The sequence below is a fragment of the Saccharospirillum sp. HFRX-2 genome (assembly GCF_043196805.1).
Lineage (GTDB): Bacteria > Pseudomonadota > Gammaproteobacteria > Pseudomonadales > Natronospirillaceae > Saccharospirillum.
In genome coordinates, this window is the sequence record NZ_JBEBMU010000001.1 from 60,641 (window position 1) to 75,429 (window position 14,789).

Annotated in this window: 13 protein-coding genes; 10 read left to right on the plus strand and 3 right to left on the minus strand. The window is 58.5% G+C overall.

The window, feature by feature from the left end:
- Positions 1-73: 73 nt before the first annotated feature.
- From ABMA60_RS00325 to ABMA60_RS00350, 6 genes are all read left to right on the plus strand, one after another.
- Positions 74-1,093 carry an amino acid ABC transporter substrate-binding protein gene (locus tag ABMA60_RS00325; RefSeq protein WP_392797261.1) on the plus strand — a complete coding sequence of 340 codons (1,020 nt, stop codon included), beginning with the start codon at positions 74-76 and terminating at the stop codon, positions 1,091-1,093.
- A gap of 174 nt (positions 1,094-1,267) precedes the next feature.
- Positions 1,268-2,416, plus strand: a complete 1,149-nt coding sequence (locus tag ABMA60_RS00330; protein ID WP_392797263.1) for an amino acid ABC transporter permease — start codon at positions 1,268-1,270, stop codon at positions 2,414-2,416.
- A 1-nt stretch (position 2,417) separates the two neighbouring features.
- Entirely contained in the window at positions 2,418-3,512 is a 1,095-nt protein-coding gene (locus tag ABMA60_RS00335) for an amino acid ABC transporter permease (protein ID WP_392797265.1), read from the plus strand.
- Positions 3,513-3,524: 12 nt separating this feature from the next.
- Complete coding sequence (locus tag ABMA60_RS00340) at positions 3,525-4,289, plus strand: amino acid ABC transporter ATP-binding protein (RefSeq protein ID WP_392797267.1); 765 nt, start codon at positions 3,525-3,527, stop codon at positions 4,287-4,289.
- Between the two features lie 106 nt (positions 4,290-4,395).
- Positions 4,396-5,163 (plus strand): substrate-binding periplasmic protein, encoded by a 768-nt coding sequence (locus ABMA60_RS00345; RefSeq protein ID WP_392797268.1) that lies wholly within the window; start codon positions 4,396-4,398, stop codon positions 5,161-5,163.
- Between the two features lie 34 nt (positions 5,164-5,197).
- On the plus strand, positions 5,198-6,520 hold the full coding sequence (locus ABMA60_RS00350) for an adenylate/guanylate cyclase domain-containing protein (RefSeq protein ID WP_392797270.1): 1,323 nt from the start codon (positions 5,198-5,200) through the stop codon (positions 6,518-6,520).
- A gap of 24 nt (positions 6,521-6,544) precedes the next feature.
- On the opposite strand, the gene ABMA60_RS00355 is transcribed toward ABMA60_RS00350, so the two are convergent.
- Positions 6,545-7,276: a TSUP family transporter gene (locus ABMA60_RS00355; RefSeq protein WP_392797272.1), complete on the minus strand. Its 732-nt coding sequence runs from the start codon at positions 7,274-7,276 to the stop codon at positions 6,545-6,547.
- Between the two features lie 132 nt (positions 7,277-7,408).
- Between ABMA60_RS00355 and ABMA60_RS00360 the strand changes: the two genes are divergently transcribed.
- Positions 7,409-8,278 carry a LysR family transcriptional regulator gene (locus ABMA60_RS00360; protein WP_392797273.1) on the plus strand — a complete coding sequence of 290 codons (870 nt, stop codon included), beginning with the start codon at positions 7,409-7,411 and terminating at the stop codon, positions 8,276-8,278.
- Here ABMA60_RS00360 and ABMA60_RS00365 read toward each other — a convergent pair.
- The gene (locus ABMA60_RS00365; protein WP_392797274.1) at positions 8,267-8,884 is read right to left on the minus strand and encodes a LysE family translocator; all 618 of its coding nucleotides are present in this window, start codon (positions 8,882-8,884) and stop codon (positions 8,267-8,269) included. The genes ABMA60_RS00360 and ABMA60_RS00365 overlap by 12 nt on opposite strands.
- Positions 8,885-9,039: 155 nt before the next feature.
- On the opposite strand from ABMA60_RS00365, the gene ABMA60_RS00370 reads away from it, so the two are divergent.
- The 3 genes from ABMA60_RS00370 (at position 9,040) to ABMA60_RS00380 (ending at position 13,679) form a co-directional block, all read left to right on the plus strand.
- Complete coding sequence (locus ABMA60_RS00370) at positions 9,040-10,779, plus strand: choice-of-anchor I family protein (RefSeq protein WP_392797276.1); 1,740 nt, start codon at positions 9,040-9,042, stop codon at positions 10,777-10,779.
- Between the two features lie 148 nt (positions 10,780-10,927).
- The gene (locus tag ABMA60_RS00375; protein ID WP_392797278.1) at positions 10,928-11,956 is read left to right on the plus strand and encodes a Fe(3+) ABC transporter substrate-binding protein; all 1,029 of its coding nucleotides are present in this window, start codon (positions 10,928-10,930) and stop codon (positions 11,954-11,956) included.
- A 4-nt stretch (positions 11,957-11,960) separates the two neighbouring features.
- On the plus strand, positions 11,961-13,679 hold the full coding sequence (locus ABMA60_RS00380) for an ABC transporter permease (RefSeq protein ID WP_392797280.1): 1,719 nt from the start codon (positions 11,961-11,963) through the stop codon (positions 13,677-13,679).
- A 20-nt stretch (positions 13,680-13,699) separates the two neighbouring features.
- Here ABMA60_RS00380 and ABMA60_RS00385 read toward each other — a convergent pair whose 3' ends face one another.
- Positions 13,700-14,755 (minus strand): ABC transporter ATP-binding protein, encoded by a 1,056-nt coding sequence (locus ABMA60_RS00385; RefSeq protein WP_392797282.1) that lies wholly within the window; start codon positions 14,753-14,755, stop codon positions 13,700-13,702.
- Between the last annotated feature and the right edge of the window lie 34 nt (positions 14,756-14,789).

The following is a 14,789-nucleotide window of genomic DNA, read 5'->3' on the forward strand; positions in this document are numbered from 1 at the left end:
CGAGGTTGTAGGGCCGAAGGAAGACGCTTTCATCTTTCGGCAATAAAAAAAGCAATGTGAAACGGAGAGTAAGATGCTTAAGAAACTGACCAGCACGACGGCTGCTGCCGCTCTGTCCCTGTCTATGGTGGCTGGCGGCGTTCAAGCCGGCGATACCGTCGACGCCGTTATGGATCAAGGTTACGTCCAGTGTGGCGTTAACACCTCCCTGCCGGGCTTCGCTTCCAGCGCTAGCGGTTCCTGGGAAGGTCTGGACGTGGACGTTTGCCGCGCTGTTGCGGCTGCCATGTTCGGTGATTCCGAAGCCGTTCAATACACCCCTCTGACCGCTGCTCAGCGTTTCACCGCGCTGCAGTCTGGTGAAATCGACGTGCTGTCTCGTGTAACCACCTGGACACTGACTCGTGACACCAGCCTGGGTCTGAACTTTGCCGGTGTGAACTACTACGACGGTCAAGGCTTCCTGGTTCGTAAAGACCTGGGTGTGACCAGCGCGACTCAACTGGACGGCGCTGCTGTCTGTGTTGAACCGGGTACCACTACCGAGCTGAACCTGGCTGACTACTTCCGCGCCAACGGCATGGAATTCGAACCGGTGGTTATCGAAAACACCACTGAAGTAACCGCTGCCTTCTTCTCTGGCCGTTGCGACGTTTACACCACTGACCGTGGTGGTCTGGCGTCTGCCCGCATGGTTTCCGCTGAAAACCCGGACGACTACGTGGTACTGCCTGAAGTGATCTCCAAAGAGCCGCTGGGCCCGGTTGTTCGTCACGGTGATGACGAGTGGCTGGACATTGTTAAGTGGTCTTTGATCGCTATGATCGAAGCGGAAGAGTACGGCATCACGTCTGAAAACGTTGATGACATGCTCGACAGCACCAACCCGGGCATCCAGCGTTTCCTGGGCGTCACTCCGGGTATGGGTGAAGCTCTGGGTCTGGAAGAAGACTGGGCTTACAACATCGTTAAGCAAGTCGGTAACTACGGCGAAGCTTATGACCGCAACATCACTGAGAAACTGGGTCTGGACCGTGGTCTGAACGCCCTGTGGAAAGACGGCGGCCTGATGTACGCCTACCCGGTTCGCTAAGTCAGTGAACCTGAGTCACTCCCAAGGGTGACTTTTCCTGAGCGGGCCCAACCGGGCCCGCTTTATACGCTCTGTTAATCACGGTATTTCCAATTTTTTTGGAAACCTCGGGCACTTCATTGGAGACCTCGGGTTATGGATCCCAAACACCCAAGCGACGCCTCCCGATCCCTGATGGCTCTTCTGTACGACAAGACCGTACGCTCCATTATCTATCAGGTGCTTGTCTTCGGCGGCGTCTTCTTTCTCGGCTGGTATCTGGTCAGTAACGTCCAGACCAACCTGGATGAACAAAACATCGCCACCGGCTTTGGCTTTCTCGATCGCGAAGCCTCCTTCGGCATCAGCGAAAGCGTTATTGCCTACAGTCCGGAAAGCAATTACGGCCGCGCTTTGCTGGTCGGCATTCTCAACACCATCAAGGTGTCACTGACCGGTATTATTCTGGCCTCCATTATCGGCACCCTGATCGGCATTGGCCTGGTTTCAAAAAACTGGCTGGTGCGCTTTATGGGCAAGACCTATATCGACGTTTTCCGTAACGTCCCCTTATTGCTGCAACTGTTTTTCTGGTACGCCATCATCACCAACGGCTTACCGGGTGTGCGTCAGGCGTTGAATCCGCTGCCGGGCACTTTTCTGACCAACCGTGGCCTCTATCTGCCCATTCCGGCGGATAACCCGGCCTGGTTCTGGGTCTTTATTGCTTTCATTGTCGGCATCATCGGCGCCTTTGTACTGCGTAAGTGGAGTTTCAAACGGCTCGAAGCCACCGGCCAGGTGTTCCCACACCTGAGTGTCGGCCTGGGCATCATCGTCGGTTTACCGATTCTGGCCTGGCTGCTGTTCGGTGCGCCGCTTGAGATGAACGTGCCGTCACTGCAGGGTTTTAACTTCAAGGGCGGCCTGAATATGTCGCCGGAATTTTTCACCCTCTTGCTCGGGCTGACGGTCTACACCGCCACCTACATCGCCGAGGTGGTGCGTTCCGGTATTCAGTCAGTGCCCAAAGGCCAAAGCGAAGCCTCCACCTCCCTGGGTTTGAAATCCAGCTGGACCATGCGTCTGATCGTGCTGCCCCAGGCCTTGCGCGTCATCATTCCGCCGCTGACCAACCAATATCTGAACCTGACCAAGAACTCCTCGCTGGCGGTGGCCATCGGTTATCCCGAACTGGTCTCGATCTCCAACACCACCATGAACCAGACCGGTCAGGCGGTGGAAGGTGTGGCGATCTTCATGACGGTTTATCTGGGTATCAGCCTGCTGATTTCCCTCTTTATGAACTGGTACAACAAGCGCATGGCGCTGGTGGAGCGTTAAGATGGCAACCATGATTCCAAGTCAGGCGCGTCCGACCGGTGGCAACACCCTGCGTCGCAGCACGCGCTGGTTGAAGAGCAATCTGTTTTCTTCGCCCACCAACACCATTATCAGCCTGCTGTGCATTTACGTGCTTTGGGAAATCCTTAGCGCTGCGGTTGGCTGGGCCCTGGTTAACGCCAGCTTCAGTGCCAACAAGGAATTCTGCGGCGATGTCAGCGGCGCCTGCTGGGCGTTCGTGCACGACAACTATCGCTTCCTGATGTTCGGCACCTATCCGGCCGAAGAACAGTGGCGTCCGTTGATTGCCATCTTCATGTTGGTCGGCGGCATTCTGGTGAGCATGAACCGCCGCTTCTGGAGCCCCTGGCTGGCAGTTGCCTGGATCGTCGGTTTCTTCGTCATGTACATCATCCTCGGCGGTGGTGTACTGGGCCTGGAACGCGTCTCCAGCAACAACTGGGGCGGTCTGACACTGACGCTGATTCTGGCCGTGGTCGGTATCGCTTTCGCGGCACCGCTGGCGTTGATTCTGGCGCTGGGTCGGCGTTCAGAAATGCCGTTCGTGCGCGTCATCTGCGTGGTCTTTATTGAGATCTTCCGTGGCGTACCGCTGATTTCGGTACTGTTTATGGCGTCCTTAATGTTCCCGCTGTTCCTGCCCGATGGCGTGTCTATCGACAAAATGCTGCGCGCTCAGGTGGGCATCATCTTCTTCCAGGCGGCCTATCTGGCAGAAGTGTTCCGCGGCGGCATGCAAGCGATTCCATCCGGCCAGTACGAAGCGGCCGATGCACTGGGTCTGACTTACTGGCAGAAAATGAGCAAGATTGTTCTGCCGCAGTCACTGCGTCTGGTGATTCCACCGACGATGAGTACCTTCATCTCGCTGTTCAAGGACACCTCTTTGGTGACCATCATCGGTCTGTTCGATTTGCTGGCGGCAACCAAGGCAGCCATCAACGACCCGGCCTGGCGACAGCAGTACATTGAAGGTTATGTATTCATCGCGCTGATTTATTTCTGCTTCTGTTTCTTTATGTCGCGTTACGCCCTCTATCTCGATCGCGAAATGCATAAAGGCATGTCTCACTAGGAGAGTTCGACCATGACTGAACAACGCCAACTGGCCGATCGCGAATCGGTGATTCAGGTCAACAACATGAACAAGTGGTACGGCGAATTTCACGTACTGCGCGACATCAATCTGGACGTCAAACAGGGCGAGCGGATCGTTATCTGTGGCCCATCCGGCTCTGGCAAATCGACCATGATTCGCTGCTTTAACCGGCTCGAAGAACACCAGCAGGGTGATGTCATCGTCAACGGCATCGAGCTGACCGACAACGTTAAGAACATCGAAGTCATCCGCAAGGATGTCGGCATGGTGTTCCAGCACTTCAATCTGTTCCCGCACCTGACGGTGCTGGAAAACCTGACGCTGGCACCGATGTTTGTCTTGAAGCGGCCCAAAGCGGAAGCCGAAGAGACCGCGATGAAATATCTGGAGCGGGTCAAAATTGCCGAACAGGCGCATAAATATCCGGGTCAGCTGTCCGGTGGTCAGCAACAGCGTGTGGCCATCGCCCGCTCGCTGTGCATGAACCCCAAGGTCATGCTGTTCGATGAGCCGACCTCGGCGCTCGACCCGGAAATGATCAAAGAAGTACTCGATGTCATGATCGAGCTGGCCAAAGAAGGCATGACCATGCTGTGCGTCACGCACGAAATGGGCTTCGCCAAAGAAGTGGCCGACCGGGTGATCTTTATGGACGCCGGTCAGATTATTGAACAGAACGAGCCACACGAGTTCTTCAATAATCCGCAGAACGATCGTACCAAGCTGTTCCTCAGCCAGATTCTGGGACACTGATGCCAGCCGGGGGAGGCGTTCTGTCTCCCCCAGATTCCTGCCAGCCGGGACCTTCACCTCAAGGTTCGCTATAGTTTGAGCAAGTCGTACAAACAGGCGAACGTCCATGACCCCTTTGCGTGCTTTGTTGTTGTCGACACTGCTGTCGATGCTGGTGCTGATCCCGCTCATCAGCCATGCCGAAACCGGCACCGACATCTACCTCTATACCGAAAATTACGGCCGCTATAACTACTCCCTGAACGGTCGGGATTTTGAGCATTGGCGCGATGACATCGGCGGCTCCTCGACCGAACTGGTCAAGGCCATCCTGGCAGAATCCGGGCTCAGCTATCGGCTGCGGCTGCGCACCTGGCGGGTGGGTTACGAACGCACGCTGGAACGACCCAACTACGGCCTGTTCTCCACAGCCCGCACCGAATCACGCGAAGAACTCTTTGACTGGGTCGGCCCTATCGCCCAATACAGCTGGGTGCTGTTCAAGTACGCGGGCAAGGATCTGAACATCGACAGCATTGATGATCTGGCCGGGCTGCGCATCGGCGGTTATCAGGATGACGCTGCCACGCTCTTTCTGCAGGAACAGGGTTTCAGCGTCTCCACCCTGCCCAATGATTCACTCAACCCCCAGCGCCTGGCGCAGGATCAGATCGACGTCTGGATCGCCTCCGATGCCAGCGCTTACCAACTGGCGCAGGACGCCGGCTACCCGAATATCGAGCCGGCGCTGATTATCCGCAGCGTCGATATGTACCTGGCGATGAACCCCGATACCGATGCCGATAAGCTGCGACGACTGCACGAGGCGTACGATCGAGTCATGGCCGAAGGTGACTCTATCGCTGTTCAGCAAAACCACGGCGGAGTAGAGTAAGCGGTCGCCAACACTGTTCGAGAAAGGTTTCACCATGACAGGGATTCAGTCACGGAAACTCCTGCGCCATCGCTTGGAAAAACAGGTCGCCGGCACCATTCGCCGCGCCCGCCGCCACACCACTATCCTCTTTACCGATGTCGAAGATTCCACCCGCTACTGGGATAACCAGGGCGATGTGCGCGGCCGTCTGGCGGTCGATCTGCACAACCGCCTGGTGTTTCCGGTGGTCAAACGCTACGGCGGTAAGGTGATTAAAACCATCGGCGATTCGGTCATGGCCACCTTCCGCAAACCCAGCGATGGCGTTCGCGCTGCCATTGGCATTCAACAGGCACTGGCGGCCGAACGCACGCGCAATTCCGACTTCCACCTGAAAGTTCGCATCGGTTTGCACGCCGGCGAAGCGCTGGTGGAAAAGGGCGACGTTTACGGCAATGCGGTCAACACGGCGGCGCGCGTGGAATCCTGCGCCGAAGGCGACCAAATTCTGATTTCCGGTACCACCTTGAAGCAGCTCGGCAAGGGCGCTCAACAGCGTTACGCCATCGAACGCGGCGAGCGCATCACACCACGCGGGCAAAAACGCGCCATGACCTTGTATCAGGTCGGCTGGACGCAATTGGAGGAAAACCTGGCCGGCAATATCGATCCGGACCAATGGATGACGCCGCGCGACAAAGGCCGACTGCTGCTCTACGCCCTGGGCACGCTAGCCGGGCTGGGCTGGCTGTTTTTCGATCTGGGTCGTTACCTGCTGCTCGATTGGGACCGGGTCGCCACCCTGGTGCTCAATCCACAACAAATTCTGACGCACCCCTGGGTTGTCGCTGCGCTGGCACTGGCGGTGCTGGCATTGGTGATGACCCTGGTGCGCTTGCAGCGTCGGCCGGTCGGCATGCTGCGCGCTTTGCGCGGCAGCTTCAGTTTCAGCCTGGCTTTGATCGTGGCGCAGCTGGCCATCGCCTTCTGGCCGACAGTCTGGACGCCGCCGCATCACTGGCAGCAGCCGCTCTATGAATCCGACCATCTGTTTGTCGAGGTCCAGGCGCCGCGTGCCTGGATTTACAGCGAACCCAACGAAAGTGCCGAGCCGCTGCGCGAAGTGCGGGCCGGCACGCTGTTGCTGTTAGCCGATGTGCGGCAAAGCGACGCCTTAACCTGGAACCGCGTGCTGATCGACGCTGAGCAATACGGTTGGATTGTCCGCGTGCTGCCGGCGCGCATCGGCGTACCGGAAACCCGGGTCAGCCTGACCGACAAATTCTATCTGCGCTGGACCGACCTCTATGCGTTGGCGGCCGGTCTGGTTGGTCTGCTCTGGGGTCTGATCGGTTTCCGACTGCGGCCCATCTGAGTCCCCGACTGCGGCCGTTATGAATCAAAGCATCAACAGGCCGCGGCTGATGTAGACCACGCCGACCACATTCAACACCCAACGGGTATAGCGCCGGAACTGCTGATCATCGAGACGATGCAGCACTTCCGCGCCCAAACGAGTGCCCATAAAGGCCGCGGGAATCACTGCCACATAAACCCAGACCGGAATGCCCAACGACTGCGGCTGGGCGAACACCAGCGTGCCATAAAAAGTCAGCTTCATCAGATGACCGCTGGTCTGGGTAATCGCCTTGGTGGCAACCACCTGATAGCGATTGAGCTTGGCGTGCACAAAAAACAAATCCAGCAGACTGCCCGCCACCCCAACAAACAATTGCCCGCCAGTGACCAAAGCGCCACAGACCACCGACTGTATAGGCCGGGTCACGTCGAGTTGCCACGACTTGGGCAGCACATTACCGAGTAGCGCCATCAGCCCCAGGCCGATAAAGAACCACGACTTGGGCACTTCAAACCAGAGAAAGAAAAACAGCCCCAGTACCACCAGACCGCCGAGCAGATACCAGCGCAAAACGCCCCAGTGAATATGACGCCGATGCAGCCAGGCGCGACTGCCGTTGGCGGCAATCTGCGTTAAGGCGTGCAACACCATGGCGCTGGCCAGGGGCAGCAGCAACACCAGCACACCCATCAAAATGATGCCGCCGCCCATGCCTAAAATACCGGACAAAAAACTGGTCGCGGCCATCACCGCAACAATGCCAAACCACATAGCCTGATCCTCTGTCTTATTAGCGACGCCACTCAGCCTGGCCAGGACCGATGGCGGAGACACAGTATCGACTGGGCAGATCCCTGAAAATAGCGAATAATTGGCCATTATCAGTTTCCATTTAGGAATACTATGTTCAGTCAATTGGAAGCGCTGCTGGCGCTGGTTCACCACGGCACTATGAGTGCAGCGGCCTTGTCGTTGCGCATCAGTCAGTCGGCCGTCAGCAAACGCATCGGTCAACTGGAACAACAGCTGGGCAAAGTGCTGGTTCGGCGCCAGGGGCGACGCGCTGTCTTGACCGCCGAAGGTGAAGCCCTGGTGGCCGAAGTCGCGCCACTGATGGCCGATCTGAAAACCGTACTCAACCAGCGGCAGTCGGGCGCGCGTGAGCAAATTGCCATCGCCGTGTCTGAAGCCATCCTCAGCTCCTGGGGTGCGCCCTTGCTGGTGCAACTGCGCGATGCCCTGCCGCAAGCCGATCTGATCGTCCATACCCACCGCTCACCGACCATCGTCGACCGGGTACTGGCCGGTACTTATCCCTTTGGGCTCTGCGCTGGCGAGTTGCCCAACCACACGGGTCTGATGGTGGAACAATTGCTCGATGAACCGCTGGTGCTGGTCGCCAGAAATGGCGACCGGGCGGCGCTGGAAGCAGAGCGGGCCAGCAGCAACGCCTTGCCGATCATCTGCATCGAAGAGAAATCGCACACCTGGCGCGGTATCGAAGGACGCGCCCGGGCGCTGGGACTGGAACCGAAATGGCCGGTGGAATCGTCGCTGGCGGCGACGCGATTAGCGTTGTCGGGCTGGGGTCATGCACTGGCGCCGCGCGGTATTGCCCGACTGTTAGCCGACGACAGCGCCTGCATCGATCTGGGTCAAGCCGGGCTCAGTCGCCCGGCTTATCTGATTTGCCGCAAGCAGGTTTATCACCAGAGCAGCGGCCAGGAACTGCGCCGGGCGCTGGCACGCCTGATGCCGGCGTTAGGTGCGTAAAATCCCCACCACCAGACGGCCGGCCAGCGCGATCAAAATGACGCCGAACACCCGCTCCAGCCACAGGCTGCTGCGCCGCAACGCCGCCATCCAACGCGGATTGGAGAACAGCCAGACCACCAGCAGATACCAGCAACCATCGATGACCATGGCCGTAGCCGCATAGGTCAGCTTGGCCACAAAGCTGGTGTCCAGACCCACCACCTGCGAGAACAACGCCAGAAAGAAGACCGCGATTTTGGGGTTCAAAAACACCACCAGAAAGCCATCACGCGCCGAACTGGCCTGACTTGGCCCGGCCTGAAAATCACTTTCCGACGCCGGCCGGGCGCGCAAACCCTGAATGCCTAACCAGACCAGATAAGCCGCGCCACCCCATTGCAACACCGCAAAGGCCAGCGGCGAAGCGGTGATAACAGCCGCGAGACCGAGAATGCTCAACAGCGCGTAGAAGCCGACGCCCAGACCGTGCAGTAAAGCGACGGTCACGCCATTGCGACGTCCACCGGTCAGCGTATGGCGCAACACCACCGCCAAAGATGGCCCGGGCGACATGGCGCCGAGCATGCAAATTCCGACCACTGCCAACCAAGTTGCCCAACTCATAGAGGTGTCTCCATAAAGTGAATCGCTAAAGGGTGCTGCCTTAAAGAAGGGCGACTCTACCCCAGGGCTGTGAGCGCTGTCATCCGACTGTCGTCCCACTGTCATCTTTGATCACTAGGCTCTGCGGCCACAGCCATTCAAACAACGAGAATCTCATGCCTACCCTGACACACCGCCTTGCCAGTGGTTTGCTGGCCTTTGCTTTAACCGGCACTGCCTTTGCCGAATCAACGCTGTCAATCGACGTGCTCGGTCGCCACACCAGTGGCATTCTGGGCGAAAGTGCCGCCGAGATTGTGTCCTACCATCCGGCGTCCGGCTACGCCTACATGACCAACGGCGCCACCGGCCAGATTACCGCCATCAATCTGAACCAGTTACCCACCAGCGCTGCAGCCGATCCGCTGCGCCTGAGCAACCTGCGCGCCCGCGCCGGTGATCTGCCCGGCTCAGTGCGCGTCGCCACGCCCGGTGGTGGTATTCGTGGCATCGATATCGGCGGCGCCAACAGCCTGGCGGTGAGCAACGACCTGCTGGCCATCGCCGTTGAACACGACGACAAAACCCAAGCCGGCGCCGTGTTGTTTTACCGCCTCAACGAAGACGGCGACACCCGCTTCGTTAAAGGCGTGCTCGCCGGCGCGCTGCCGGATATGGTGACTTTCTCGCCCGATGGTCGCTTTGCGCTGGTCGCCAACGAAGGTGAGCCGCGCAGCGACTATCTGCGCGATCCCGAAGGCAGTGTCACCGTCATTGCCATCGATAACGGCATGCCGGCTGATCTCGGCATCCAGCTCGACTTCACCGCCTTCGATCACAACCTTCCAGCCGACGTGCTGATCGGCAACAACCCGAGACCGCAAGTCATTCGTGCGTCGCAGGACATCGAGCCGGAATACATCAGCGTCAGTGCAGACAACCGCACTGCCTTTGTCTCGCTGCAGGAAAACAATGCCGTCGCGCGCATCAGCTTGACGGGCACACCGCGCATCACCGCCATACTGCCGCTCGGTTTTAAAGACCACGGTCGCCCGGAAAATGCGCTCGATGCCGACAAGGATGACGAGGCTGCGGTGCTGCGCAGCTACGCCAAGCTGTGGGGCACCTACCATCCGGATACCATCGCCAGCTATTCAGTGGCCGGCCAGGATTATTTCGTCACTGCCAACGAGGGCGATGCGCGCGAATACATCACCGATGTTGATAGCGAAGCCGACTGCAGCGGCACCTTACCCAATGCCCAGTACGATTTTGATGCAGACGACGGCTGCCTGGTGTACACCGATGAAAGCGAAATCGGCGATGCCAACCTCGACCCGTCGCTGGCGCATCTGAACGCCATTGCCGATCTGAAAATTCAGGCCGGCCGCGGTGACACCGATGGTGATGGCGATCTGGATAAGGTCTACGCCTTTGGTGCCCGCTCCTTCTCCATCTTCAGCGCCAACGGCGAGCTGGTGTACGACTCCGCCGATCTGCTCGAACGCGTCACCGCCGACGCCTATCCAGACTTCTTCAACACCACCGACGATGCGCTGGCAATCGACGACCGCAGCGACAACAAAGGCCCGGAACCGGAAGCTCTGGCGCTGGGACAGGTTGGCGAGCGCATGCTGGCCTTTGTTGGTCTGGAACGGATGGGCGGCTTTGTCGTCGCCGACATCACCAACCCGCGTAACGTCCAATACCTGCAGTACATCAACAACCGCAACTTCAACGCGGCGCAAGCCACCGAAGACGGCGATGTCACCGACGCCACCCTGGCCGAGGCCGGCGATCTGGCCCCGGAAGGCATGGCTTTTATCCCGGCCGACATCAGCCCTACGGGCGACGCCCTGCTGGTGGTTGCCAACGAAGTCAGCGGCACCACCACCGTTTATCGCATTCGCGATTAAACACCGCTGAGTTCACTCCAAACCCGGCCCAGCGCCGGGTTTTTTACGTTCAGTGCAGCGTTAGAACTGAGAACCCAGGTTGACTCCTTCCGGCTTTTATTGAGAATGCTTATCAAATTAAAAATGAAACTCTGTTGGAGACAGCACGATGCGAGCACTGACCAAAGCCATCTGGATGGCCCTTCCCCTCGCCGGTAGCCTGGCGGTAAGTTCCGCCCAGGCCGACGAAGTCAACATTTACTCCTACCGCCAACCCTTTCTGATCGAACCTCTGCTGGAAGCCTTCACTGCCGAAACGGGTATCGAAACCAATGTCGTCTACGGCGATGGTCTGGTTGAACGGATGGAAACCGAAGGTCGCAACAGCCCGGCCGATGTGCTGATCACGCCCAACACCACCATCCTGATGAGTGCTTACAACAAAGGCCTGACCCAGGCGGTCGACAGCGATGTGCTGACCGACAATATCCCGGCCCAGTACCGCGCCGAGGATAACCACTGGTTCGGTCTGACCACCCGGGCGCGCATCATCTATGCGTCCAAAGAACGCGTCGCACCCGGCGAAATCACCACTTATGAACAATTAGCCGATCCCGAATGGCAAGGCCGGTTGTGCACCCGCAGCGGCAAACACAGCTATAACCTGTCGTTGTTCGCCTCGATGATTGCCCACCACGGCGAAGACTACACCCGCGAATGGCTCGAAGGCGTCAAAGACAATCTGGCGCGTCGTCCGCAGGGTAACGACCGCGCTCAGGTTAAAGCCATCTACGAAGGCGTCTGTGATATTTCTCTGGGTAATTCCTATTACTTCGGCGCCATGCTGACTAACGAAGAAGCGCCGGAACAGCAGGACTGGGCACGCTCCGTTAACCTCATCTTCCCCAACCAGGATGATCGCGGCGCGCATATGTTTATCTCCGGTATCGCGCTGTCCGAACACGCGCCGAACCGCGACAACGCCGTCGCGCTGATGGAGTTTATGGTCAGCCCGGAAGCGCAGTTTCTGTACGCTCAGGACAACTTCGAATTCCCGGTCCGCCCAGGCATTGAGCGCTCTGAACTGATCAACGAATATATGGGCGAATTTAAAGAAGATCCGCTCAGCCTGACCACCATTACCGATCACGTCGACGAAGCCTCGCGCCTGGTCGATGAAGTGGCTTACGACTTCTAATGCTGTGACCGGCTCCCAACCTTCACTGACGGCTGCGGCCGTCAACGCCATTTCCCGCAACAAGGCTGCGCTGGGTCAGAATCGTCTGGCCCGGCGCTGGCGTTTTGCAGTGATCATGACCGCTGCCCTGGTGTTGCTGCCGGTGGCCTCGGTGTTCTATCTGGCGCTCTTTCCCAGCCATAACATCTGGGCGCATCTGGTCGACACGGTTTTGTTCTACTACCTCGACGCCACGGTGCGATTGCTCGCTGGCGTCGGTCTGGTGGCCTTGCTGATCGGCGTCAGCACCGCCTGGCTGGTCAGCACCTGCGACTTTCCCGGGCGGCGTTTTTTCGAATGGTCGCTGCTGTTGCCCTTCGCGGTACCGGCCTACGTGATCGCCTTCGTCTACACCGACCTGCTGGAATACGCCGGCCCCGTTCAGGCCACGCTGCGCGACTGGTTTGGCTGGCGCACCATGCGCGATTACTGGTTTCCGGAAATCCGCTCCATGGGCGGCGCCATCGTTATGCTGGCGCTGGTGCTCTATCCCTATGTGTATCTGCTGGCGCGCGCCGCCTTTGTCGATCAGGCACACGCCATTCAGGCCGCCAGTCGTTCACTCGGCTGCACGCCCTGGCAGAGTTTTCGCCGCGTCTCCCTGCCCATGGCACGACCGGCCATCGCCGTCGGTTTATCGCTGGTGTTGATGGAAACGCTGAACGATTTCGGCACCGTCGATTACTTTGCCGTACGCACCCTGAGCATCGGCATTTACGACACCTGGCTGAACCAGTCGAACCTCGGCGGTGCCGCCCAGATCGCCAGTTTGATGCTCGGCTTTGTGGTGCTGTTGATAACGCTCGAGCGTTTCGCCCGGCGCCGACAAAAGCATTTCACTCAGGTTGGCCAGCCCGGCGACACCGCTCGCTATCAATTGCGTGGCCTGCGCGCCGGTTTGGCTTTGATGGTTTGTGCCTTGCCGCTGATCGTCGGTTTTGCAGTGCCGGCACTGCGCTTGTCGTACTTTGCGCTGCGTGGTTTTGGTGCTTATTGGACGCCGGACTTTATTCAGTTATCGCTGAATTCTTTACTGCTCTCGGCCAGTGCCGCATTGGTGACCGTCGCCCTGGGTTTATTGCTCGGCTATGGCAAACGCTTGTTTCCCGGTCGCGGTTTGAACGCCAGCGTCGGCCTGGCCAAACTCGGCTACGCCATGCCCGGTACGGTGCTCGCCATTGGCGTGATGATTCCGCTGGCCGCTTTCGATAACGGCATCGATGCACTGCTGCGCAGTACGCTGGGTATTTCCACCGGTTTGATTTTAAGCGGCACTCTTTTCGCGTTGATCTTTGCCTATTCAGTGCGTTTTCTGGCGGTCGCCGCCGGCGCCGTGGAATCGAGTCTGGCCAAGGTAACGCCGGCCATGGATCGTGCCTCGCGCTCCCTCGGTCACAACAGTCTGCAAACGCTGTGGCGCGTGCACCTGCCACTGATTCGTCCTGGCTTGTTGACTGCGGCCTTGGTGGTCTTTGTCGATTGCATGAAGGAATTACCGGCCACCTTGATTTTACGGCCGTTCAATTTCGATACGCTGGCCACGCACGTTTATCAGTTTGCTTCGGATGAAAAACTCGAAGCCTCAGCGCTGGGTGCGCTGTTGATTGTGCTGGTGGGTTTGGGGCCAGTGATTTTGCTGAGTCGTTCGGTGCGGGGGCAAAGACGGGAGACGCCGGTTAGCTAAAACTCGGCTGACTGGCTGAATTAAATCATCGCTGCCTGGCGCGAAACAGGGCGCTCAAAGGCTACCAACTGACTCGGTGCAAAGTGCAGTTGCACACTGTCATTCAGAACATGCGCTCGTGACGGCAACAAGGCCTGAACCTCAGTCCCATCGGCCAAAGCCAGACGCAGTCGAATCTGAGTGCCGAGAAAGGCACGGCTCAGCAGGCGTGCCGGCACGCCATCCTGGGTGACCAATTCAACCTCATCGGGACGCACATACACCTCAAGCTCGGTACCGACCGGCCAGTCAGTCGCGGTCATTACCTCGCCCAAGGCGGTGCGCACCCGACCGACGGCCACTACCGTTCCGGCAATAAAATCACCATCGCCGACAAAGCGCGCAACCGCCGGTGTTGCTGGCTGATGGTAAACCACATCCGGGGTGTCCCATTGTTGCAAGCGGCCTTTGTCGAGCACGCCCAGTTTGTCGCTGACTACAAAGGCTTCTTCGCGATCATGAGTCACCAGTATGGCGGTGGTGCCGGCAATCTTAAGGATTTCGCGCACCTCGGCAGACAGGGTGCGACGCAATTCGGTATCGAGATTGGAGAAGGGTTCGTCCATCAGCAGCAGGTCGGGTTGCGGAGCCAGCGCTCGCGCCAGCGCCACTCTTTGTTGTTGCCCGCCGGATAATTCATGCGGATAGCGCTCGCCAAAACCCTCGAGTTTGACCAGCGCCAAGGTATCGGCAACACGTCGCGCGCGTTCCGCTGCGCTTAACGAACGCAACCCAAAGCCGACGTTGCCAGCCACGGTTAAATGCGGGAACAGCGCGTATTCCTGAAACACCATGCCGATGCCGCGTTGCTCCGGCGGCACCGAATCTTCCTCGGTCGCAATGCTCCGACCATCCAGTTCAATACGACCGCCACTGGGCTGGCTAAAACCGGCGATGGCATGCAGCAGGGTGGATTTGCCGCAACCGCTGGGACCGAGCAATGCACAGATTTCGCCGCGCTCCACCGTCAGCGACAACGCATCGATAACGACATTGTCACCATAACGGCACTGCAACTGATCCAACCGCAACAACATGGCATTTCCCCAAAGCGCGTGAACGCAGCAGTGT

Excerpts from the sequence above, each read along its gene's own strand:
- ABMA60_RS00325 (WP_392797261.1), top strand. The coding sequence starts at position 74 with ATGCTTAAGAAACTGACCAGCACGACGGCTGCTGCCGCTCTGTCCCTG.
- ABMA60_RS00330 (WP_392797263.1), top strand. The coding sequence starts at position 1,268 with ATGGCTCTTCTGTACGACAAGACCGTACGCTCCATTATCTATCAGGTG.
- ABMA60_RS00335 (WP_392797265.1), top strand. The coding sequence starts at position 2,418 with ATGGCAACCATGATTCCAAGTCAGGCGCGTCCGACCGGTGGCAACACC.
- ABMA60_RS00340 (WP_392797267.1), top strand. The coding sequence starts at position 3,525 with ATGACTGAACAACGCCAACTGGCCGATCGCGAATCGGTGATTCAGGTC.
- ABMA60_RS00345 (WP_392797268.1), top strand. The coding sequence starts at position 4,396 with ATGACCCCTTTGCGTGCTTTGTTGTTGTCGACACTGCTGTCGATGCTG.
- ABMA60_RS00350 (WP_392797270.1), top strand. The coding sequence starts at position 5,198 with ATGACAGGGATTCAGTCACGGAAACTCCTGCGCCATCGCTTGGAAAAA.
- ABMA60_RS00355 (WP_392797272.1), bottom strand. The coding sequence starts at position 7,276 with ATGTGGTTTGGCATTGTTGCGGTGATGGCCGCGACCAGTTTTTTGTCC.
- ABMA60_RS00360 (WP_392797273.1), top strand. The coding sequence starts at position 7,409 with ATGTTCAGTCAATTGGAAGCGCTGCTGGCGCTGGTTCACCACGGCACT.
- ABMA60_RS00365 (WP_392797274.1), bottom strand. The coding sequence starts at position 8,884 with ATGAGTTGGGCAACTTGGTTGGCAGTGGTCGGAATTTGCATGCTCGGC.
- ABMA60_RS00370 (WP_392797276.1), top strand. The coding sequence starts at position 9,040 with ATGCCTACCCTGACACACCGCCTTGCCAGTGGTTTGCTGGCCTTTGCT.
- ABMA60_RS00375 (WP_392797278.1), top strand. The coding sequence starts at position 10,928 with ATGCGAGCACTGACCAAAGCCATCTGGATGGCCCTTCCCCTCGCCGGT.
- ABMA60_RS00385 (WP_392797282.1), bottom strand. The coding sequence starts at position 14,755 with ATGTTGTTGCGGTTGGATCAGTTGCAGTGCCGTTATGGTGACAATGTC.